The following is a 21,767-nucleotide window of genomic DNA, read 5'->3' as shown; positions in this document are numbered from 1 at the left end:
TAATCACATTTTAACATTTTAAGAAACCTTTTTCTGTAAAAATTCCTTGAACCTGTAAATCATGTTCGGCTGCTGGAATAGAGAAAACCTCCTGACACGAAAAGCCTATGCCCCATAATGCCATATGATGTCCTTGTTTTTCAAGGGCTTCAACGGTGCGGTCATAATAGCCGCCTCCATAGCCAAGACGGTGACAGTGATGATCAAACGCAGAAAGTGGAACAAGAATATTATTGGGGATAACAGTCGCATTGTCTGCTCCTGGACCAACGGTGCCAAAACGCATAGGCTCAAGCTGCGTGTGTGGCGAAAATGCTCGAAAAATCATGGTGGTCGAATCAAGCACGGCGGGTAAGGCTAAACGCCCTCCGCGTGAGGCTATCGCCTCAAGGAGAGGGCGCGGGTCAATTTCCGATTTAATGGGAAAATAGCCTGCTAAAATGAGGCGTGAAAAATCTGTCCCTTTTTTTTCAAGATATTCAAGAAAGTGGCAACAAGCACGCTGTGAAAACAGCGTGCGCTCTTCTTTTGAAAGGGCATCACGACGTGATAAACCATTCTTGCGTGCTTTCGCGCGAAGGGATGAAGCTGTTTCACAGAGAGGAACTTGGGGCATTGTTTCGTCACTTGTTTAGCGGTTGGTCTTGTCTCCATTGTAGCCATGGTTTGTATTTTGTAAACCGCTGCTCAGAATAAGAGTCATGGGCGTGGAACAAGTCAAGCTTTATGAAAATTAAGGCGGGCTCTTCTTGTGAAAAAGCATCACAACGCGATAAACCATTCTTGCGTGCTTTCGCGCGAAGGGATGAAGTTGATAGGGGATATTATTTTTATCAGCTGTTGCAAATCTCATGAAGTTAAAGCTTATCGTCATTTTAATCGCTTAAAAAGAAGCTATTGATTTATAGAAAAGGGAATCTCAATAGAAAAGGACATGAACAATTTTAGTGTAGGGGAAAAAAGTTTTAGGGGGGGGAAAATGATGCAAAAAAGGGTGATCCACAACAGCCGATGGAAAAAGTTGATCCCGGGAACCTATACAAATAGGTGGGCGCCATATGAAAAAGCCCACGGGCTTCATCAGGGACAGCTCCCTTGGAGATCACTAAGGTCTCAGGAATACGTTATTTCCTGTCGAGAAGCGCAGAACACCCTCTTTAATATAAAACAATTTCACAGCTTCTGCTAGAGATAAAATAACCGCAAATGTTTTATTTTTTATAAAGTTTTACAAGAGATTTTTTACACCCTCGCTGGTGATGGCGGGGAAGCACTGAAGAATGGATGGATGGCTTATTCAAAGTATAAAAATCAAAAAAAACACTGGATGGAAGAGGGGGAATGAAGCAACTTTTTTCCATTGGCAATGTTTGATGGGCGTTTTGCTTTTTCGGGGGAAAGCTTGATTGGCGCTTTCTAGGCAAGGCTTTATTTTGATGTTTTACGGAAATGTTTGCCGGCAAAGCTTGAAGGGGAATATTTCTTATTCAAGGATGTTTGTTGAATTCAAACGAAGCACCTTTGAAGTTTTTTGTCTTATGAAGTGTATTTTAAGGCTGCTTTCAATTATGAGGGCACGCAGGGGATGCCTTTCGTTTTTATCATTTTCTAAGGTTGTAAAAAAAAACATTGCCAATGGCATAGTGCTGGAGGGGGCGGTGCTGAATGGCGTGGTGCTGGATGGCGTGGCGTTGGAGAGTGTGGCGTTGGATGGCGTGGTGCCGGAGGGTGTGGTGCTGGAGGGCGTGGCGTTGGAGGGCGTGGTGCCGGAGGGTGTGGTGCTGGAGGGCGTGGTGCCGGAGGGTGTGGTGCTGGAGGGCGTGGCGTTGGAGGGCGTGGCGTTGGAGGGCGTGGTGCTGGAGGGCGTGGCGTTGGATGGCGTGGCGTTGGATGGCGTGGCGTTGGAGGGCGTGGTGCCGGAGGGTGTGGTGCTGGAGGGTGTGGTGCTGGAGGGCGTGGCGTTGGAGGGCGTGGCGTTGGAGGGCGTGGTGCTGGAGGGCGTGGAGGGCTTGTGTGTGGCAGGGAGCAGGGTTCATTTATTCAGCTTGAAAGGGGCTGCGCGTTTTATGCAAACTTGAAATAGACTTAAAGGGTTTTGTTTTAAGTATGATCCATTCAAAGAGCTTGCGGTGATTGTTCGTCTAACAAAGTTGCAATGCGCTTTTGAATCCTTTGCATTTGTGGATAGATGCTTAAGGCCGTTTCATAAGCTTTGAGAGCAAGTTTTGGACGCTCTGTCGCTTCCATGGTAACTCCAAGTTCAAAAAAGGCAATGTAGTTACGCGGCTCAAGTTCAAGAGCATGGTTGAGATCAAGCATGGCAAGTTTGAAATCACTCAGTTGAATGTGAATCCAAGCACGTCTTATCCAAGCTTCAGCGTGGTGAGGTAAAAGGGCAAGAGCATTATCAATATAATCAAGCGCAAGCCCATAATCATCATTATTGATCGCATTTTCAGCCCATAACATTAAAAGATCAATCGTCTCACTCCCCGATTGGGACCATAAAAGTTGAAGTTGTTGACTGATCTTTTTTGCTTTTGCAACATCAGCGCAATATTTTAATTCTTTCAATAAACGTAAAATTTCTGCCTCTTTGCGTTGCTTAACTCTATCAACAGAGGAAAGCTGCTCTGAGTCGAAATCTTCAAGAATCATCACTGACGAATCAGAATCAGAGGACGTTGCGGAAGAGGGAGGAGGAGAATTGGGGATCAGATCATCTAAGGGTAAAAGCGACTGTGGAGAAGGACGATCTTCAGGAAGTGAAGGGGGATTTTGTCCATAGCTAGAAGAAATGAAACAAAAAATACCCATCAAAGAAAGAAAAAAAGCGCGCTGAAAAAGATAAAAAAAATACCGCGGAAAAAATTGAAAAGCTCTTAAAATAGAAAAATCCATAAAAACAAGCCCTCAAAAGATAAATCACCAAATATTCTCAAACACTGGACTCGTCATCAACAGACTTACACTCCTTAAAAAATCTCAAGAGAAAATTTTAAATGCCTACAAAAAGTAGGCATAAAAACACTTACTCTGAAAAAATCAGCCCTGACGCGCTCTAAAACGTGGGTTCGTTTTATTGAGGATATAAATACGCCCTTTACGGCGCACCAAACGATTGTTCCGATGGCGTTCCTTGAGTGCTTTAAGCGAATTTTTAATTTTCATCCTATTCACCGTTTAAACAGTTTATATAATACAATATCATAACAACAATAAAACAATACACGGCATATGAATATTGCCTTATGATCGTATCATTGCATCATAATACAACACTCTACACTTTTTCACTGTGATCATAAAAATAAAAACGCACCCTTAAGGCACGCATCAATACACTTCATTAGCACAATGAATAAGTGAAAATTGCAAAAAAAGTGATAGAGAATTTAACAAGAAGACTTACTCTTGTCAAGGGTCTCTCTGCGACAAAAAGGGGCTTGATGCTTGCTTTGAAGGACAAAATATTTGAGCAAAAGACGGATAAGGCGTGAAAATAAGCTAAAAACTTCTCAGCTTTGAACAAATAAGCTCTGTCAGGGGGGCGTTGAAGAGTTCGGGCCGCGTTGTTGCGCCATTGGATTGTTCCATAGTGGGGGGCTTTTAAGGGCGTGGTGATGTTTTTAAAAGAGCAGGGCTATGAAGCTTGTAAGACACAGGAGAGCTAAAGGGTGGCGGCGCTGTTCGTGGCTCTTGAAAGATGCTTGAAGCGCGAAAAATTTGCTGCTTTGTAAAGCGCTGTTTTGAAGGGCTTGATGAATGATATTGCTGAGATAAGAGAGAGAAAATAGTTTCTTATATGTGACAAGCCTATTGCATAAACAAAGGAGGCTTACGATAAGGGGAGGCTTTGTACAAAATGCCATAAAATAGGGTATAAAATCAATGGATATTCACGGTTCCTGAGGCGTCTTATCATTTCATGATTATTCATTGTCTGAACAAACTTAAAGAAAAGATGGAAAAATACTAAAAAAAGCTGGGGGGCGTGAGACAAGAAGAGCGCATTGTAAGAGTGCTTTTGCTATGGGCGCAAGCGGTAAGTCTATTCCTTAAAGGTTGGAATGAAAAGGCTATGGATGGGGGAAAAATGATGTTGGAAAAGGTGGAGAAAAGGCAAAACTGAGTGGGGTAGTGGATGGTTTTAAGTCGTGGAGGGATATTTTTGAAAAGGGAAGGACTGTTGGATTGTTGAATGGTACATTTTTTTGTTTTTTTTAGAGGGAGGCATGGAGGAGAAGGGAATTTTGAGGAGAGAAAGCCGTGAGGGGGACAAGGGTTAGAGGCATTGCTGCTGAGCCGTTGGATCGCGGTGCGCGCGGAGGTTTTTGTTTTTTTACTTCGGAAAAATGGGAAAAAGTTTGTATAGGGGGGTTAAGATTTTCTCGCTGGTCCCGTTAATTGAATGACGTGGCCCATTTTGCGATAGGGTTGGACAGTGCGTTTGCCATATAAATGGATCGAAGTGCGCTCTTGCGTGAGAAAATATTTTAAAGTGTTCAAATTGTTCCCAAGAAGATTGGTCATTTGGCAATCACTATGGCGATAGGAGCTGCCTAAGGGCAGACCACAAATCGCACGTATATGCTGCTCAAATTGTGAGGTGATGCAGGCTTTTTGCGTCCAATGACCAGAATTATGTACACGCGGGGCTAATTCATTCACTAAAAGACGACCATCCGTTAAGACAAAAAATTCAATGCAAAGAACACCTACATAATTAAGAGCATCCATTACGGTAAGGCCGATGTTTTGCGCGGCTTTTTGCACTTCAAGGGGAATATGAGAGGGAACAAAGGATTTATGAAGAATGCCGTTTTGATGCTGGTTTTCAGGACAATCATAAAAAATATGCGTCCCTTCTTTTGTCCGCGCCGAGAGAACCGAAATTTCCGATAAAAAAGGAACGATCTCTTCCAAAATACAAGGCTGTCCTTGAAAAGTTTTTAAGGCTTCTTTACAGGTTTGTTCATCGGGATGATCAAGCTTGATCTGATTTTTTCCATCATAACCAAAACGACGTGTCTTTAAAAGACCACGTTTACCTAAGGCATCAAGAGCAGAAATAAGAGAAGAAAAATCGTCAACAGCATGCCATGAGGCGGTGTTGATCCCTTGATCCCGTAAAAATTGTTTCTCAAAAAGTCGGTCTTGTGCGATCTCTAAGGCTTTAGAAGAAGGATAAACAGGCTTGCTTTCCTCTACATATTGAACCGTTTCAAGCGAAAGATTTTCAAATTCATAACTGACAACATCACACTGCGCAATCAATTCATCTAAGGCTGATGTATCATCATAGGAGGAAACAATATGCTTATTGGCTGTTTGAGCGGCTGGGCAATCAGATTCAGGGCAAAAAATAACCGTTCGAAATCCTAATTCTGCTGCCGCTATGGCGAGCATGCGTGCTAATTGTCCGCCGCCGATTAAACCAATGACACTGCCTGGAGAGAGCGTGTTGGAAGAGGCCGGTGCGTTAGAGGATGTGGCGTTGGAGGGGTGTTGGGGGTGGCGTTGGAGGGTGTGGCGTTGGAGGGGGTGGGAGGAGGTGTTGAGGGCGCGGTGTTGGAGGGGTGGCGTTGGAGGGCGCGGTGTTGGAGGGTGTGGTGTTGGAGGGTGTGGCGTGGAGGTGTGGCGTTGGAGGGTGTGGTGTTGGAGGGTTGGCGTTGAGGTGGTGTTGGAGGGCGCGGTGCTGGAGGGCGCGGTGTTGGAGGGCGCGGTGCTGGAGGGCGCGGGTTGGAGGGCGCGGTGTTGGAGGGCGCGGTGTTGGAGGGTGTGGTGTTGGAGGGTGTGGTGTTGGAGGGTGTGGTGTTGGAGGGTGGCGTTGGAGGGTGTGGCGTTGGAGGGTGTGGTGTTGGAGGGCGCGGTGTTGGAGGGCGCGGTGTTGGAGGGCGCGGTGTTGGAGGGCGCGGTGTTGGAGGGCGCGGTGTTGGAGGGTATGGCGTTGGAGGGCATGCTGGAAGACAGTGCCATTTTAAGCCTCCGTTACAGGCGTTAGCGCGACATTGGTGGTTTGTTGCTGACGCCAATCTTCTAAGCGTTGGGCAAGATCAGGATCATAAACCGCCATGACAGCGGCAGCTAAAAGGGCGGCATTAATTGCCCCTGCTTTGCCAATGGCTAACGTGCCAACCGGTATGCCTGCTGGCATTTGCACGATTGAAAGTAAAGAGTCTTGACCAGAGAGAGATTGTGAATGCACTGGAACGCCAAAAACAGGAAGCGGCGTAAGCGCTGCCAGCATTCCAGGAAGATGGGCTGCCCCCCCAGCACCAGCAATTAAAATTTTAAAACCTGCCGATTTTGCTTCTTTGGCAAATTGATAAAGGCGTTCAGGAGTGCGGTGGGCTGAGACAATATGCGAACTATGAGAAATGCCAAGAGCCGTCAAAATATCGGCACTATGGCACATCGTTTGCCAATCCGATTGGCTCCCCATTAAAATCCCGACATCACATGATTTCTTCATCATTCTTCGTCCTTTTCAAAGGTTCAAGGCGATTCTTTATCATTCGTTTTGTAAGAGTTTTATAATCTCTTTGCAAAGCCAATTGATGGTAGAGAAACAGTTTTTTTAAAATAAGATTGAAAGGTTAAAATTTAAAGGGCAAATACAGAAGTTCAAAAATACCCTCTTCAAGCTCATAAAATACTGTCCTTTGAGCTTTTTGCTGTTCAATATGTTGGAGGGGGAGAGCTAAAACCAGCGAGAGCGGCTTTTACTTTAAGAATGCTTTTGTACTTTAAAGAAAATGTACTTTGAAGCAAAAAGCAAAAAATACAGGCTGAAAATATATTCTGGAAAAATCTTTGAAAACTATAGGGGTTTTAGAAAATATCTCATTTTTTGTTGCTAAAATGAATACCGTTCCCATATACTTTACAATATGGTGCAATTTGAAACACTGTTTATGATAAAAAGAGATTTTTATGGCAGAACTGCGTTGTAAATAAGGATATTTTTTTAGAAAAAGTACAAAGGAATATCTTGTCTTTCAAAGGCTTTTTATTTTGCGGTTTAAGTATAGGGGGAGAGGCTTTTTCAATCATTGTTGAGATCAAAAAACGCAAATAATCAACGCTTTAATTTTTGTTCAGAGGCGCTTTTAGGCGATTATCTCTTTCATCATTTCTTCATATAAATGTAACGATAAGACCATAAAGATAACGGCACTACAAAGTGAAGGATGAATTGTGAATAATAAATCCATGGTCTCTTTTTTGCCCAATTTTTTAATATGTATGAACGCTCATAATAAGAAAGAACAGTTAAACACCGGATATTAAGAAAGGAGATTTAAAAGTTATGTTTTTTCCATTTTTAATCGCTTTAGGCACTGCAATAACAACGGTGTATGGCAAAAAAAATATAAGTTATGCTTTGTGGGCTATTTTGTTCGTTGTTATTCTTCTAACTTTTAATCATCACGCAACTTCTACTTTGAATTTATCTTTTTGAGAGAATAGCCATGGAAAATGTTGAACAAAAAAATCCTCATTTCGTCATTTTTATGAATACACTAGGACTGATTGGATTGTCCATTGTCTTGGTGGTCGCTTTTTATTATCAATTGGTGAAATTTGAGTTACCTTGTCCCCTTTGTCTACTGCAACGCGTTGGATTGATGCTGGCTGGATGTGGGTTCTTGCTCAATATTCACCATAGGGTGAAAAATACCCATTATGGGATGGTTATTATCGGTTGTATGGTTACCAGTGCTGTTGCTGCTCGGCAGGTATTTTTGCATATCACACCTGATGATCTGGGATATGGTTCAACGTTCTTTGGATTGCATTTTTATACTTGGGCTTTCATTATTTCTGTCCTTTGTATCTTTGCTGTGGCATTCGTCATGATTTTAGGCGAATTGGCACACAAGTTTAAAGAATTTTCTCCTTTGCCAATCTTAAGTAAAACGGCAAGTTTCTTATTTGTGTTTTTAATCGCGGCAAATTTGATTTCGACCATATTGGAATGTGGTGGCGGACAATGCGCTGATGACCCTGTAAGATATGAATTGTTATCAAATTGGTTCCCTTCATAGTCTTAAATTTTTTTAATTATCCCTCATCATAATTTTACGGTTAAAGAGGCGGAGATGTTAAAAAAAATCCGCTTCTTTCTTACTCGGGGGATAATTCATCAAGTGTACTGGGGTGATGTTCATCAAGATTTTTGATCTCCTCAAAGCGATCTTGTATCGAGAAATTGGCTTTTATGCCTATTTGTGATTGATCTGTTAAAAAAAGACTTGGTTTGTTGTCTTTTGGGTCTTGTAAGTTTTTTTAAAATCCGCACTATTTTTAAACGCTGTGGAGGGATTCGCTCGAAGAGGGGGCGAGCCGTTGGATTGTCGAGCGGTGGTGGGGATAAAAAAAGCCCACGTTTGTTAAGGGTGCATTAACGATAAAAATTTTTTGTTCTTGATTTTTTTTCGCTCTGTGCTAGATGATTCTTTGTATTCATTTTGGTGCTTCTAAAGTATTTTAGATACTTTTAGAGGGAGTAGTTTAAAATTTTGAAAGTTATCTCAATAATTTTCTCTGAGGTTTGTTTATAAGAGACGAACCTTTTTTTTTAATCTGCTTTTTCGATGTTTTTTCTGTGAAGTCTTTGTTTTAGAAAAGCATGAGCACTTTGATGATGATGCTCCTTACAAAAAAACATTGACGTAGAAAAACAATTTATCGTTGTGAATATTGAAGGCGAAAATCAAAAAGTTTTCTCATGTATAACTTTCTGAGAGTAAAGCCATTCAATGGATTTTTGTTCATTCTAAAAAAGCACCGCTTGTGGGGCAGAATTCTCTCAAAAATTGTAAAAATGCTTTTTATGACCCCTTTTGATCACCCAAATGGGTGTGTAAGATTTTGCGCTGGTCAATAAAATAATAAACCGGTTTATCTCTATGATTGAAATTAAAGGGGAATCGAAATTAAAGTAGGAGATTGACGTGAAAATAGGTACAAGATTTTAAAGGCATTTAAAAAAACGTGGTCGTATCATCATTTTGTACAGATATTTCTGTAAATCTGTAAAAGCGTGAAAACAGAAATGTGCAAAAAAGAGTAGAGGATTGATGTGTTGTGCAAGCTTTTGGGGCGTGGTTTGGGCTTGTGGCATGGTGTGAAATAGGAGGGAGAAAATTGGGGTGAAGAGTTTGTGATTGGAGAGACAAGCTGGGATGAAAAGGGGAGGCGTGACTGGAGAAGAGCGTCTTGTGAGTGGAAGGGCAAGATGGGATGGAGAGGGGTAGCATGATTGGAGGGGGGAGAAGTTGGGAAGGAGAGGAAGAGGTAAGTGTGGGGGATGAGAGGATGGAAGGGAGGAGGAGGAAAGTGCGTATGGGTAGTTAGGATGGTTGTATACAAAAAAGCGGTGGTGCGAAAGGATGCATGAAAAAGCGTGGAGGATAGGGATTGTTTGGTCTTGTCTGTTCCATGTTTTTGAGGGGGCGATTTGGGATAGCGCGCGGGGCAAGAGGCTGAATTGTCGTTTGCAGATCTTTGTTTACAGAAGTGCTCGGGGTGGCAGTTTTGTCTTGTGTGTGTGGGGGGGGAGAAGCGGGATTATTTGGTGCTTTGTGGAGCAATGATGGTTGGGAACTTTTTTGAAAGTGCGTAGAAATTAAGAATATTTTAGAGTGGCATTATCTGTCGTGTTTTATGAAACACTCTCTTTGAGAGGTGCATAAATTTTACTGAAAAGGATAGTATGAGCGAAGAATGTTTCTGTGTGCTTTTGTCTAATCAGAAATGAGCCAAAAAATTGCCTGCTGTTTTTTGGGTTGCAGCTCTCTGAAATTTTTTTAAAAGAGCGTGTTCTTTTGCACTATAGGTATATTGATCATCGTGTGCGTGATGATCTTTTGAGATAATATCTTTTGTTACAATATCCGCATAAAAAAAGCTTATTGGAACTTGTAGTTTTGTAGCGATTTCCAGTAAACATTTGGCGCTTACACGGTTTAAACCTTTTTCATATTTTTGAATTTGTTGGAAACTCACCCCTAAAAGGCTTCCTAATGCCTTTTGAGAAAGCCCTATGGCAATTCTTCTTTGACGAATTCTTTTGCCGATTGAAATATCAATAAAATGTGGGTTTTTGGTTTGAAACTGTGAATTTTTGGTTTGCACTCTGTTTTCCCTCCGGTTGCGAGCGCCCTCGCATTTGGTATTCCGGGAGGCTAAAAGTACTGAGCTCAGTCAGCTTTTTGCTTTTAGTGCTGGTAAGCACCTGGACATAACAAAATCTCCCGGAATCCCGGGATACCCGCAAAGCGGGATAAATTTATGTACTGAGCGTTCGGGCTTTTAGCTCCCTATTTGACCGTTGCGTGGACGATCAAAAACACACTTTAATCAATAAAGGAATTTCAAAAGATTAGCAAGAACAATCAAAACATTTTTTGTTTGTTATGGTTGTAAAGCAATGTTGTTTCAGAAGGGAAAAAGAGCAGGAATATTCGGGATAGTTTGGTCAAGTCTGATGAAATTTCATCCTTTGATGCGTGGTATAATTTTACTGAAAAGGATAGTATGAGCGAAGAATGTTTCTGTGCGCTTTTGTCTAATCAGAAATGAGCCAAAAAATTGCCTGCTGTTTTTTGGGTTGCAGCTCTCTGAAATTTTTTTAAAAGAGCGTGTTCTTTTGCACTATAGGTATATTGATCATCGTGTGCGTGATGATCTTTTGAGATAATATCTTTTGTTACAATATCCGCATAAAAAAAGCTTATTGGAACTTGTAGTTTTGTAGCGATTTCCAGTAAACATTTGGCGCTTACACGGTTTAAACCTTTTTCATATTTTTGAATTTGTTGGAAACTCACCCCTAAAAGGCTTCCTAATGCCTTTTGAGAAAGCCCTATGGCAATTCTTCTTTGACGAATTCTTTTGCCGATTGAAATATCAATAAAATGTGGGTTTTTGGTTTGCATGTTAAGCCCCCACCTCGTGCGAGCGCCCTCACGTTAGTATTCCGGGAGTCTAAAAGTACTGAGCTTAATCAACTTTTTGCTTTTAGTGCTGGTAAGCACCTGGACAGTGCAAAATCTCCCGGAATCCCAGGATACCCACAAGAGTGGGTTCAATTATACGCTAGGGTTTAGGGCTTTTAGTTCCCTCTTGATCGGTGCGTAGACGATCAAAATATCTTTTAAATAATAAAGGAATTTCAAAAAATTGGCAAGAAAAATGAAAATATTGGGAAGGTGAAAATATTTTTTGGAGCTCAAGAATTATACTCTTATGCCCTAAAAACACACTCTTTACGGAGTGGTGAAGAGAGTCATTCGGGATAGAGCAAGGCGTATTTTATGAAGTATTCTCGCTGAGAGGGAGTGATCTGGACCACATGAAGTGATCAGCATGGGGAATGAGGCTTGTTTGGTCCTGTCTGTTCCATGTTTTTAAAGAGGTGATTTGGGATAGCGCACGGGGGCAAGAGGTTGGATTGTCGTTTGTAAACTTTTGTTTTCGCAGTGGTGTGGGGAGGGAAGTTTTGTCTTGTGGGGGCAAGTCAATCGGTCTTGTTATCGGCAGTTTAGTCTACAGATTTCTTTAAAAATGGTAAAGCGTAAAAACGTGTATCTGCAAAAAGATAAGGGTCGTTTAAGCCGTGGAGGATTGATGTATTGTGCAAGCTTTGGGGTGTGGTTTGGGCTTGTGGCATGATTGGAGGGGGGAGAGAATTGGGGGTGAAGAGTTTGTGAATGGAGGGACAAGCTGGGGTGAAAAGAGAGATGTGACTGGGAAGAGCGTCTTGTGAGTGGAGGAGCAAATTAGGATGGAGAGGAGTGGTATGATTGAAGGGGGATAAGTTGGGAAGGAGAGGGAGAGGTAAGTGTGTGTGGGAGGACGAGAGAGAGGGAGAGAAAAATTGGGGGGATTGAATGTCATTTCTTGTCATGCTGAAACCAATATCATTCTAAAAATTGAAAAAAATTGGCAGGTAAAATTTGAGGGAATGAAATTGGAATGCTCAAAATGGAGGGTGAGGTTTTTTGAGAACAGAAAAGAGAAAACTGGAAAAACCTTTCCCTTTTTGTTGAATTTTTATTCACAAATTTGAGAAAATAGGATATGAACGCTGGAAAATAACGCACAGCTTAACAAAATATGTGCATTGTAAAGGAAATGATTGTTTATGTCAAAAGAAGAAGTTTTAGAATTTTCGGGTATCGTTACCGAACTCTTACCAAATGCGATGTTTCGTGTAAAACTCGAAAATGATCATGAAATTATTGCACATACCGCTGGAAGAATGCGAAAAAATCGTATTCGCGTGTTAGCCGGTGATAAAATCATGGTCGAAATGACCCCTTATGATTTGACAAAAGGACGCATTACATACCGCTATAAGTAGCCTTATGGAGGGGGGCGCTTTTTTGTAAAAGTCACAATATTCTTTCTGTGATTTTTAACAGTCCTTGAAGGGACTTTCTCTGCGTCAGAAAAGAGCAATGTTTAAAATGACCTTGAAAAAGTGTAAAATCAGTGCGGAAAGTATACAAAAAGAATTAAGGGCAGTGCACAAAAAGAATAAGGAGACCCATGGCGCTTAAATATGGGGGAAAAAATAAGCCGATTGTAAAAGGGGTGGAAATGAAAATTATAAAAGAGTGGGGGAAAAAACGTTGGGCACAAACTCTTGGGGGGAAAATGCATTTGGGAGAAGAAATTCATTTGGTGCTTGCCTCCGCTTCGCCACGGCGTTTAATGCTCTTAGCGCAAATGGGCATTGAGCCCCAACAGGTTTATGCAAGCGATATTGATGAAACACCAAAATTAAAAGAACATCCCGCAAGCCTTGCCAAACGTTTGGCAAAAGAAAAAGCACTCAAAGCGCAAGAGAGCTTGCGCTGGTACGCTCAAAAATCCCAAGAAAATCAAAACTCTGCCCAAGAAAATCAAAACCCTCAAGAAAAATTGCAAAACGTTCCAAAAAAATTATCTGGGCAGAAAACGATTATCTTGGCGGCTGATACGGTGGTGGCGGTGGGGCGCACCATTCTTCCCAAACCAGAAGGGGAGGATGAGGCTTATGAATGTTTGCGTTTCCTTTCTGGAAGGGCGCACAAGGTTTATGGCGCCATTTGTGCCTTGAATGAACAAGGAAAAATAACCGTAAAATTGGTTGAAACGCGTGTCCGTTTTAGACGCTTAACCTCTTTTATGATGAAGGCTTACCTTGCTTGCGGAGAATGGCAAGGGAAAGCGGGTGGCTATGCTATCCAAGGAAAAGCAGGGGCTTTTGTGGTCTATATCGCAGGCTCTTATTCGAATGTCGTGGGATTGCCTTTGGCTGAAACTGCCGATCTCTTGACTGCTTATCACTATCCACTTTACGCTCAGTGGACTGAAGAGATGCCGTAGAAAAATTTGAAGGTAAGAGCTATGCAGGGTGAAAGGCAGCAAAAAGTGCAAAGCAAAAATAAAACAAGGCAAAATGAAAAAAGAAAAACAGAAGAAAATTTAATGAAAGAGGCGCAGACGTTTCAAAGTCAAAAGAAATTCCATAGCCAAAAAGAACGCTCTGAGCAACAAGAGCCCAATTTACCAAAAGAGACTCGTCCTCCGCATCCTTGTCCTATTTGTGGTCAAATGTCTCAAAAGTCTGCGTATCCTTTTTGTTCACCCCGATGCCGCGCCATTGATCTCAATCGCTGGCTTTCGGGGGCTTATATCCTTCTTCCACCTCCACAGGTTAGCGATGAAGAAGAATAAAGGGCGGATTCCTATGGTGGAGGTTGTGTGAGTTTTGCGTGTTGGGGCAAAGCTTAGGGGAATAGGGTCATTTTCTCGTTTGTGGTCCAATGTCTCAAAAGTTTGCGTATCCTTTTTGTTCACCCCGATGCCGCGCCATTGATCTCAATCGCTGGCTTTCGGGGGCTTATATCCTTCCTCCACCTCCACAGGTTAGCGATGAAGAAGAATAAAGGGCGGATTCCTATGGTGGAGGTTGTGTGAGTTTTGCGTGTTGGGGCAAAGCTTAGGGGAATAGGGTCATTTTCTCGTTTGTGGTCCAATGTCTCAAAAGTTTGCGTATCCTTTTTGTTCACCCCGATGCCGCGCCATTGATCTCAATCGCTGGCTTTCGGGGGCTTATATCCTTCCTCCACCTCCACAGGTTAGCGATGAAGAAGAATAAAGGGCGGATTCCTATGGTGGAGGTTGTGTGAGTTTTGCGTATTGGGGCAAAGCTTGGGGGGAGGGTTTGTTCTTTGGGGGAATTTGCTTTTTGAAGGGGAATAGGGGAAAGTTTCATTGGGTTGCTTTTTAGTAAAGATGGTAAAGCGTAAAAACGTTAAATCGTAAAATCGTAAGAAAAGAAGGAAAGTTCAAGGACGTGGAGGGTTTTATGCTTTGTGGAGGCTGTATTGATGCAGAATAGCATGAAAGTAAGTGTCCATATAGGATATGTTTACGCTATGCCTTCCATGTGTTTTGTTGACGTTTAACATATATATTTTGTATCTGAAGTATCACTATAGGTTAAGGATAAGTTTTGAGGGCTATCAAGCCACCGTCTCTTTGACGCGTGAAAAATTGATGTACCATTCCTTGATTACAAACCAATACATTGTTAACATTGCTTTTTAGCAAAGGTGCTCTTAACTTTTGGTGTAGGAGCTTCTTAAGAGAAAATACAATTGAGAGGGGGTTAAGATGTCAAGATATTTATTACCGTTACCACTTGTGTTGGTGGCTGGTTGCGCATCTATGAATCATGCAAATTATGTTGATCGAAATATTACCAACTCTGATATAAAATTAATTGCTCATGATTTTGTTCACAATCTTAAACAATCTTTATTGCCAGCTCAAACAACACTTATTGTGAAAAAAAGTAAAAGAGAAGACGATTTTGCACCTTTATTTATCGATCTGTTGCAACGCAATGGATATCGCGTGATCTATACAGATCAACCAAATAAACAGCAAAATGGTGTCGTTTTGACTTATCAAATAATGCCAACAAATATAGGTATCCTGTCTACTGTCTATTATGATGAGGCTGGAGTAACACGTTATTATGTCCGTACTTATAAGAGATGAAATCCCTTTGGCGGTTTGTCTAAAAGAAGGAGATAATAAAGAAATGTTGGCAGAAAAATCGCCTTAAGAAGTGAAACTATAGACCTGTCCAATCAGATAAAATTCTGCTGAGAATAGTGAAAGGTCTTCTCTAGACTTTGATGTTGGTTATTCTTAGGAGGGATGTTCCTCTATGAGACCGTAAAACAGCGTCGTTTGAGGTCTGGTTATATCCTACAATGTTGTAAAATATCATCATTTGGGATTTGGTGATATTAAGCATGGGGAAATCTTAAGCTGGGGGGAGGGATATGCGCGAAGAATGTTGCTGTGCGCTTTGGTCTAATCAGAGATTAGACACCAAATCGCCTGCTGTTTTTTGCGGGGAAGCTCTCTAAAGTTTTTCAAAAGGGAAAATTCTTTTTCGCTATAGATGTATTGATCAGGGTTTGAGGGATTTTCTTTTGTAACAATATCCTTTGTTAAAAGATCCGCATAAAAAAAGCTTATTGGAACTTGCAGTTTTGTAGCGATTTCCAGTAAACAGCTTGTGCTTACACGGTTTAAACCTTTTTCATATTTTTGAATTTGTTGGAAACTCACCCCTAAAGAATTCCCTAAAGCCTTTTGAGTAAGCCCCATGGCAATGCGTCTTTGACGAATCCTTTTGCCGATTGAAATATCAATAAAATGTGGGTTTTTGGTCTGCACTTTAAGCCCCCCTCCAGTTGCGAGCGCCCTCGCATTGGTATTCCGGGAGCTGAAAACACTGACTTGACTCAGCTTTTTTGCTTTTAGTGCTGGTAAGCACCTGGACATAGCAAAAACTCCCGGAATTCCGGGATACCCGCAAAGCGGGATAAATTTATGTGTCAAGTTTTCGGGGTTTTCAAATCCCTATTGATCGTTGCGTAAGCGACCAAAATTACAGTATTCATTCATAAGGCAATTTCAAAAGATTGGCAAGAAAAATGAAGATATTGAAAAGGTAAAATATTTTTTGGAGTTCAAGAATTATCCTCTTTTTTGTGAAAAAATGTTCTTTGAGGTCGATATTAGGGTATGGAATACTTAGCGGAGATATTTTGACAACGAATTGGGCGTTCCTTTGCTGTTTTTAGCAAAAGGTGGAGGATGCGTAAAACCTACGGCCACATCATTTTTTTTTCAATGGTGCGTGTTTTTCTGCTTTAAAAGCTTTTCCTATTGATCGCATTTGTGTCAGTGGATAGATGAAACATGATTATCTTCAATTCTACACATTCTTCTATGCTATAAAGCACCGTTGTTTAACGCTGTGAGGAGTTCAAGGTCTCCTATTTTTCGGGGATAATCAGGTATTGCCGGTATGAAAACGAATATATCTTACAATTCCTCATGTTCAGGATCTGCCCTATAGCGCTTTGGCAATTTTTAAAAAGTAATTGAATTTTTCATTATTTTTTTATATATACTCAATAACGATATCTATATTAAGGGGATTTTTCTATGCCTTCACTAACTGTTACAGCAAAAGGACAAGTGACGCTGAAGCGGGATTTACTCCAGCACCTTGGTGTTAAACCAGGGGAGCGCATCAACTTTGATAAGTTACCAGGTGGTGAACTTCGTATAAAAGCAGCACAGCCTACAAGCACAATTGATAGCTTTATCGGACGATTTGCCGGAAAAGTTAAAAAAACACTGACTGTGGAAGAAATGAACGAAATTGCTGCCTCTGGTTGGGCGGGGAAAAAGTGAAGATTTCTGTCGATACAAATGTTCTAGCCCGCGCTGTTTTACAAGATGATAAAAAGCAAGGTGAAATAGCAAGTAAGATCTTAAGAGAAGCTTCTCTCATCGCTATTTCTCTGCCTTGTCTTTGCGAACTGATTTGGATACTCCGCCGCGGGGCAAAATTATCAAAAGAAGAGATTGCTTTGATGGTTCGTGATCTTCTTGCAACGCGTAATGTCGTCATGAATCGACCAGCTGTTGAAGCAGGGCTTGCTATGCTTGAGGCTGGTGGAGATTTTGCTGATGGAATTATATCTTATGAGGGACATTGGCTAGGTGGTGAAACCTTTGTTTCATTTGATAAATTAGCAATAGACCTGCTAACGCAAAATGGGCTCTCAGCAAGACTCCTTTCTTAACCTTGTCAGTTAAGATCGTGATGGTGTCATTGTTATAGGAATAATGGGGCTTACTTTTTAAGCTTAGCGCATTTTTCTCTTCTATGATAAATTTATACTATCATGCCCTAAAACACTGCTCTTTTTGGGGGATGGGGAAATCTTAAGCTGGGGGGAGGGATATGCGCGAAGAATGTTGCTGTGCGCTTTGGTCTAATCAGAGATTAGACACCAAATCGCCTGCTGTTTTTTGCGGGGAAGCTCTCTAAAGTTTTTTAAAAGGGAAAATTCTTTTTCGCTATAGATGTATTGATCAGGGTTTGAGAGATTTTCTTTTGTAACAATATCCTTTGTTAAAAGATCCGCATAAAAAAAGCTTATTGGAACTTGTAGTATATTGGTGATTTCTAGTAAACAGCTTGCGCTTACACGGTTTAAACCTTTTTCATATTTTTGAATTTGTTGGAAACTCACCCCTAAAAAGCTTCCTAATGCCTTTTGAGTAAGCCCCATGGCAATGCGTCTTTGACGAATTCTTTTGCCGATTGAAATATCAATAAAATGTGGGTTTTTGGTCTGCACTTTGTTTCCCCTCCGGTTGCGAGCGCCCTCGCATTGGTATTCCGGGAGTAACAAGTACTGAATCCGAGTCAGCTTTTTGCTTTTAGTGCTGATAAGCACCTGGACATAGCAAAATCTCCCGGAATCCCGGGACACCCACAAGAGTAGGCATAATTGTACGCTCGGATTTAGGGCTTGTTTTCCCTCTTGATCGGTGCGTAGACGATCAAAATATCTTTTAACTAATAAAGGAATTTCAAAAGATTGGCAAGAAAAATGAAGATATTGGGAAGGTAAAAATATTTTTTGAAGCTCAAGAATTATCTCATTATCCTCTTATGCTGTCAAAAACACTCTTTAAGATTCGATATTGGGTATATGAATTTACAATTTAGGTGTTTTTGTGCGTGTTGAATATTTAAGGGAAGGCTTGTTTGGTAAGCTTTTTGAAATACGGTCCTTCGTCCTTTGAGGGGGCGTGATCTGAATCTTGTATTTTAGGGGGATTAACGGATAATGTTTGAGGGTGCTTTTGTCTAATTAGAAATATCAATAAAATGTGGGTTTTTGGTTTGAAACTGTGAATTTTTGGTTTGCACTCTGTTTCCCCGCCTAGTGCGAGCGCCCTCGCATTGGTATTCCGGGAGTTTGAAAGCACTGAGCTCAGCCAGCCTTTTGCTTTTAGTGCTGGTAAGCACCTGGACATAGCAAAAGCTCCCGGAAACCCGGGAAATACCAGCAAAGCGGGATAAATTTATGTGTCAAGTTTCGGGGTTTTCAAATCCCTATTGATCGTTGCGTAAGCGACCAAAATTACAGTATTCATTCATAAGGCAATTTCAAAAGATTGGCAAGAAAAATGAAGATATTGAAAAGGTAAAATATTTTTTGGAGTTCAAGAATTATCCTCTTTTTTGTGAAAAAATGTTCTTTGAGGTCGATATCAGGTATGGAATACTTAGCGGGGATATTTTAACAACGAATTGGGCGTTCCTTTGAAGTTCATATCATCAATTGTATGAAAGGGCGGGGAATTTTAACTGTAAAAAAGTTGAATATCGGGTGGGTGATATGAAGTTATTTTTAAAAAAGAGTCTCTTCGCTCTTTTTTCTTCTCTGTTTATTTCTAAAGTTGGTGATTATGCTTATGAAGTCGTTTTCGTTTTACTTGTCTTAGAAGTCACAGATAATGCCTTTTTGATCGGTCTTGTATATTTTTTTCGATTTATCCCTTTTCTCTTTTTTGGACCTATAGGCGGTTGGTTCGCAGATAATTTTTCTTTGAAGAAAAATATGATCTGCAGTGAAGTGGTGAGATTATTCGCTGCATTCTTCGTGTTCATAACCACTATAACAGGGACTGACCATATTATTGTGCTTATTTTGGCAGCAATAGGTACAACAATCGGAAGAAGTATTTTTCAACCAAGCTTTCAAGCTGCTATTCCTAGAATGTTTGCAATCAAGGATCTGACAAAGGCAAATAGTCTTGCACAAATTATCAATGAAATTGCCGCCGTCATTGGTCCTTTAGTTTGTTCCCTCCTGCTGTTTTTAGCCAATAAATCCACCGTCCTCATTTTTGATTTTTTTACCTACTTTATCTCTATTATCCTGTTATTGAATCTCATGAGTTTAAATTCAAGTGAGACTCAATCATTCAATTTTATAAAAATTTATCGGGAAACAGCTTCTTATCTTAAAACTATTTCTACTGAAAATAATAACTTATTGGTTACGCTCATTGGATCGGCGTTTGCTATTCTCTTTACGGGGGCAATTTTAAGATTTTTAATTCCAGCTTTTGTTCTCTCTATAGGGGCAGAGGAAAGCTTTGTGAGTTCACTTTTTTCTCTCATGGCTGTGGGAACGATTGTCGGCAGTTTGTTCTATCATAAAATGATCGTCAATGTTACATCATTAAAGCTTATGATCTTTTGGCTTCTTTATGGGGGCGTTTTATTTGTTATGCCTTTAATTTCAATCCTTTCTTTAAAACTCCTTCTCGTATTCGCCTTTGTTTTAGGCTTTACGGGTGCATTTGTGGATATTAGTTTAGTCTCAGCGCTTCAATTATATTCTCATCGTGAAGATTTTGGAAAGAGTTTTGGAACCTTTTCAACCCTAGCAAACTCTGCGGAAGCCGTGTCTGGCCTTATTGCTGGACTTTTTGCACTCGTCGGATTAATGGGCTCTTTTTTAGCGATGTCTGCCTTTATTATTGCCACTGGAATGACTGGTGTTATAAAAATTAAAAAAAGTAAAACGTTAATACCCCCTTCACATGACAGTCGAGAATGATCATTGAGCGATTTGAGATCTCCATGCCGTTTCTTTTTTTAAAAAAGACAGTGCGTTCATGATCCTATCATGGCGTAAAACACTGATCTTTGAATTGTGGTGATATCAGCTTTATCGCTTTATACATTTAAGGCGCTTTTTTTGTGTGTGTGGATTGTGGAGCTTGCTTGTCGCGCCTTTTGTCGCACCGCTCCCCAAGGGCGGTGATCTCAAGATAGGAGCGTTGCTAAACTGTTGTGTTGTTTACAAAGTGGCTGTGTACTGAGGAGCGCAGGAGTGTGAGCCTTTGGTTGGCTGCTTTTGAGTGAAAATGGGAAAGCGTAAAAATGTGGATCTGTGAAAAAGAAAGGGGAGGTTCAAGGACGTGGAGGGTTTTATGCTTTGTGCAAGCTTTGGGGTGGGGAGTGGTTTTTGCCATAGTGTGGAATGGGGAGAGAGGATTTGGAGCTGAAGATCTTATTAATTGGAGGGTAAGTTGAGATGGAGAAGGGCGTTTGATCTGTGGAGGCGTGGGGCAAGAGGTTGGATTGTTGTTTATTGGGATTGTTGTTTATAGAGTGGGGGAGCATTTTGTCCTTTGAGGGGAATTTGCTTTTTGAAGGGGGAGTGGGGTGGTTTTGAAGTTCTTTGGCTGCTTTTGAGTGAAAATGGGAAAGCGTGAAAATGTGGATCTGTGAAAAAGAAAGGGGAGGTTCAAGGACGTGGAGGGTTTTATGCTTTGTGCAAGCTTTGGGGTGGGGAGTGGTTTTTGCCATAGTGTGGAATGGGGAGAGAGGATTTGGAGCTGAAGATCTTATTAATTGGAGGGTAAGTTGAGATGGAGAAGGGCGTTTGATCTGTGGAGGCGTGGGGCAAGAGGTTGGATTGTTGTTTATTGGGATTGTTGTTTATAGAGTGGGGGAGCATTTTGTCCTTTGAGGGGAATTTGCTTTTTGAAGGGGGAGTGGGGTGGTTTTGAAGTTCTTTGGCTGCTTTTGAGTGAAAATGGGAAAGCGTGAAAATGTGGATCTGTGAAAAAGAAAGGGGAGGTTCAAGGACGTGGAGGGTTTTATGCTTTGTGCAAGCTTTGGGGTGGGGAGTGGTTTTTGCCATAGTGTGGAATGGGGAGAGAGGATTTGGAGCTGAAGATTTTATTAATGGAGGGTGAGTTGAGATGGAGAAGGGACGCGCGTATTGGTGCGTTGAGCGGAGAGAAGAGGAAACAGAGAGAGGAAGGAGAGAGTGGGATGGAAGGGGCGTGACTGGAGGAGAGAGGCTGTCAGTAGGGAGATAAGCTTGAGAGGAAAAAGGTGCGCTAAGGATGTTGGGGCGTTGATAGAAGGGGGGAGGAAGATTTATGTTGGATGTGTGTTGGAGGAAGAGGCGCGCGCATGGCGGGGTAAAGTCAATTTTTCTAGGGGGGGCTTTCATGTTTTTCTTGAGGGCGCTCTCCTGAATGTTTTTAGGGGATGGGGATGTGTCATTGGTCGCAAGGAATGAGGTCATTTTTTTGGGGGCGCTGTTTTGCAAAACCTTTTATCTTCTGGTTTTATGATGCTTTTTTGCACGCGTTTCTTGTCTTTATTTTTTCTTTCATGTTTTGCTCTTGCACTCGTTTAGATCATAACCCATATTCATTTTAACACGACAGTTCTTCATGCTTCAACGTTTCTGGTGTTCGTGTGGTGGGGCGGTCTTTATGACATGCGGGGGAGAGCTTTTGGTTTAGTGTTTTGAGAAAACAAAAGGGCTGGGGCGATGACTAAA

21 protein-coding genes, 1 other RNA gene and 4 pseudogenes are annotated in these 21,767 nt (G+C 41.4%); 16 read left to right on the top strand and 10 right to left on the bottom strand.

Translation table 11 applies throughout. The features are described 5' to 3' along the window. Positions 1-10: 10 nt before the first annotated feature. Both NNJ85_RS07305 and ssrS read right to left on the bottom strand, forming a co-directional pair. Positions 11-616 carry a 5-formyltetrahydrofolate cyclo-ligase gene (locus tag NNJ85_RS07305; RefSeq protein ID WP_254474822.1) on the bottom strand — a complete coding sequence of 202 codons (606 nt, stop codon included), beginning with the start codon at positions 614-616 and terminating at the stop codon, positions 11-13. 376 nt (positions 617-992) lie between these two features. After that, a non-coding RNA gene (gene ssrS, locus NNJ85_RS07300) (6S RNA) lies at positions 993-1,153 on the bottom strand. A 253-nt stretch (positions 1,154-1,406) separates the two neighbouring features. Between ssrS and NNJ85_RS07295 the strand changes: the two genes are divergently transcribed. Further along, a complete protein-coding gene (locus tag NNJ85_RS07295; protein ID WP_254474820.1) occupies positions 1,407-2,078 on the top strand; it encodes a pentapeptide repeat-containing protein in 672 nt (223 codons plus the stop codon). A gap of 37 nt (positions 2,079-2,115) precedes the next feature. Here NNJ85_RS07295 and NNJ85_RS07290 read toward each other — a convergent pair whose 3' ends face one another. From NNJ85_RS07290 to NNJ85_RS07280, 3 genes are all read right to left on the bottom strand, one after another. Beyond that, a complete protein-coding gene (locus tag NNJ85_RS07290; RefSeq protein WP_254474818.1) occupies positions 2,116-2,901 on the bottom strand; it encodes a M48 family metallopeptidase in 786 nt (261 codons plus the stop codon). Positions 2,902-3,045: 144 nt separating this feature from the next. Further along, positions 3,046-3,171: a type B 50S ribosomal protein L36 gene (ykgO, locus tag NNJ85_RS07285; protein WP_013545486.1), complete on the bottom strand. Its 126-nt coding sequence runs from the start codon at positions 3,169-3,171 to the stop codon at positions 3,046-3,048. Between the two features lie 1,209 nt (positions 3,172-4,380). Continuing rightward, the gene (locus NNJ85_RS07280) at positions 4,381-5,409 is read right to left on the bottom strand and encodes a 5-(carboxyamino)imidazole ribonucleotide synthase (protein ID WP_254474811.1); all 1,029 of its coding nucleotides are present in this window, start codon (positions 5,407-5,409) and stop codon (positions 4,381-4,383) included. A gap of 105 nt (positions 5,410-5,514) precedes the next feature. Between NNJ85_RS07280 and NNJ85_RS07275 the strand changes: the two genes are divergently transcribed. Both NNJ85_RS07275 and NNJ85_RS07270 read left to right on the top strand, forming a co-directional pair. Continuing rightward, positions 5,515-5,676 (top strand): hypothetical protein, encoded by a 162-nt coding sequence (locus NNJ85_RS07275; RefSeq protein ID WP_254474809.1) that lies wholly within the window; start codon positions 5,515-5,517, stop codon positions 5,674-5,676. Continuing rightward, entirely contained in the window at positions 5,630-6,004 is a 375-nt protein-coding gene (locus NNJ85_RS07270) for a pentapeptide repeat-containing protein (protein WP_371923332.1), read from the top strand. The genes NNJ85_RS07275 and NNJ85_RS07270 overlap by 47 nt, the downstream gene beginning before the upstream one ends. Here NNJ85_RS07270 and purE read toward each other — a convergent pair. After that, entirely contained in the window at positions 5,981-6,478 is a 498-nt protein-coding gene (gene purE, locus NNJ85_RS07265; protein WP_254474805.1) for a 5-(carboxyamino)imidazole ribonucleotide mutase, read from the bottom strand. The two genes, NNJ85_RS07270 and purE, sit on opposite strands and share 24 nt — an antisense overlap. 834 nt (positions 6,479-7,312) lie before the next feature. Here purE and NNJ85_RS07260 point away from each other — a divergent pair. After that, positions 7,313-7,465, top strand: a complete 153-nt coding sequence (locus NNJ85_RS07260) for a DUF5993 family protein (RefSeq protein WP_012232294.1) — start codon at positions 7,313-7,315, stop codon at positions 7,463-7,465. Positions 7,466-7,475: 10 nt separating this feature from the next. After that, positions 7,476-8,051, top strand: a complete 576-nt coding sequence (locus tag NNJ85_RS07255; RefSeq protein WP_254474803.1) for a disulfide bond formation protein B — start codon at positions 7,476-7,478, stop codon at positions 8,049-8,051. A 1,701-nt stretch (positions 8,052-9,752) separates the two neighbouring features. Here the strand turns inward: NNJ85_RS07255 and NNJ85_RS07250 are convergent. Next, positions 9,753-10,143, bottom strand: a pseudogene (locus tag NNJ85_RS07250) (helix-turn-helix domain-containing protein). Between the two features lie 433 nt (positions 10,144-10,576). After that, positions 10,577-10,946: pseudogene (locus tag NNJ85_RS07245) on the bottom strand (helix-turn-helix domain-containing protein). A 568-nt stretch (positions 10,947-11,514) separates the two neighbouring features. Here NNJ85_RS07245 and NNJ85_RS07240 point away from each other — a divergent pair. The 7 genes and pseudogenes from NNJ85_RS07240 to NNJ85_RS07210 all read left to right on the top strand — a co-directional run bounded on the left by NNJ85_RS07240 (position 11,515) and on the right by NNJ85_RS07210 (position 15,066). Beyond that, positions 11,515-11,682 carry a hypothetical protein gene (locus tag NNJ85_RS07240; protein ID WP_254474801.1) on the top strand — a complete coding sequence of 56 codons (168 nt, stop codon included), beginning with the start codon at positions 11,515-11,517 and terminating at the stop codon, positions 11,680-11,682. Between the two features lie 472 nt (positions 11,683-12,154). Then, positions 12,155-12,373 carry a translation initiation factor IF-1 gene (gene infA, locus NNJ85_RS07235; protein WP_004857577.1) on the top strand — a complete coding sequence of 73 codons (219 nt, stop codon included), beginning with the start codon at positions 12,155-12,157 and terminating at the stop codon, positions 12,371-12,373. Between the two features lie 239 nt (positions 12,374-12,612). Next, a complete protein-coding gene (locus NNJ85_RS07230) occupies positions 12,613-13,383 on the top strand; it encodes a Maf family nucleotide pyrophosphatase (RefSeq protein WP_254474918.1) in 771 nt (256 codons plus the stop codon). Positions 13,384-13,404: 21 nt separating this feature from the next. Continuing rightward, the gene (gene yacG / locus NNJ85_RS07225) at positions 13,405-13,734 is read left to right on the top strand and encodes a DNA gyrase inhibitor YacG (protein WP_254474799.1); all 330 of its coding nucleotides are present in this window, start codon (positions 13,405-13,407) and stop codon (positions 13,732-13,734) included. A 77-nt stretch (positions 13,735-13,811) separates the two neighbouring features. Beyond that, positions 13,812-13,946: pseudogene (gene yacG, locus NNJ85_RS07220) on the top strand (DNA gyrase inhibitor YacG); the annotation flags it as partial. A gap of 89 nt (positions 13,947-14,035) precedes the next feature. Next, positions 14,036-14,158 carry a DNA gyrase inhibitor YacG gene (yacG, locus tag NNJ85_RS07215; protein WP_371923331.1) on the top strand — a complete coding sequence of 41 codons (123 nt, stop codon included), beginning with the start codon at positions 14,036-14,038 and terminating at the stop codon, positions 14,156-14,158. Positions 14,159-14,676: 518 nt separating this feature from the next. Further along, a complete protein-coding gene (locus NNJ85_RS07210; RefSeq protein WP_254474797.1) occupies positions 14,677-15,066 on the top strand; it encodes a hypothetical protein in 390 nt (129 codons plus the stop codon). 321 nt (positions 15,067-15,387) lie between these two features. On the opposite strand, the gene NNJ85_RS07205 is transcribed toward NNJ85_RS07210, so the two are convergent. Beyond that, positions 15,388-15,756 (bottom strand): helix-turn-helix domain-containing protein, encoded by a 369-nt coding sequence (locus NNJ85_RS07205; protein WP_254474908.1) that lies wholly within the window; start codon positions 15,754-15,756, stop codon positions 15,388-15,390. Between the two features lie 777 nt (positions 15,757-16,533). Here NNJ85_RS07205 and NNJ85_RS07200 point away from each other — a divergent pair. Together NNJ85_RS07200 and NNJ85_RS07195 are read left to right on the top strand one after the other, a co-directional pair. Then, complete coding sequence (locus tag NNJ85_RS07200) at positions 16,534-16,785, top strand: DNA-binding protein (RefSeq protein WP_005774741.1); 252 nt, start codon at positions 16,534-16,536, stop codon at positions 16,783-16,785. Then, the gene (locus NNJ85_RS07195; protein WP_005774742.1) at positions 16,782-17,180 is read left to right on the top strand and encodes a type II toxin-antitoxin system VapC family toxin; all 399 of its coding nucleotides are present in this window, start codon (positions 16,782-16,784) and stop codon (positions 17,178-17,180) included. The genes NNJ85_RS07200 and NNJ85_RS07195 overlap by 4 nt, the downstream gene beginning before the upstream one ends. Before the next feature lie 192 nt (positions 17,181-17,372). Here NNJ85_RS07195 and NNJ85_RS07190 read toward each other — a convergent pair whose 3' ends face one another. Next, positions 17,373-17,741, bottom strand: coding sequence for a helix-turn-helix domain-containing protein (locus tag NNJ85_RS07190; RefSeq protein ID WP_254474788.1), 369 nt, complete (start codon positions 17,739-17,741; stop codon positions 17,373-17,375). A 1,050-nt stretch (positions 17,742-18,791) separates the two neighbouring features. Here NNJ85_RS07190 and NNJ85_RS07185 point away from each other — a divergent pair. Both NNJ85_RS07185 and NNJ85_RS07180 read left to right on the top strand, forming a co-directional pair. After that, positions 18,792-20,028 (top strand): annotated as a pseudogene (locus NNJ85_RS07185) (MFS transporter). A 1,214-nt stretch (positions 20,029-21,242) separates the two neighbouring features. Then, positions 21,243-21,500, top strand: coding sequence for a hypothetical protein (locus NNJ85_RS07180; protein ID WP_254474784.1), 258 nt, complete (start codon positions 21,243-21,245; stop codon positions 21,498-21,500). Positions 21,501-21,767 lie beyond the last annotated feature (267 nt).

The organism is Bartonella sp. B1098 (assembly GCF_944896145.1).
In the GTDB taxonomy this organism is placed as follows: Bacteria; Pseudomonadota; Alphaproteobacteria; order Rhizobiales; family Rhizobiaceae; genus Bartonella.
This window is presented reverse-complemented; position numbering and strand designations above follow the sequence as displayed.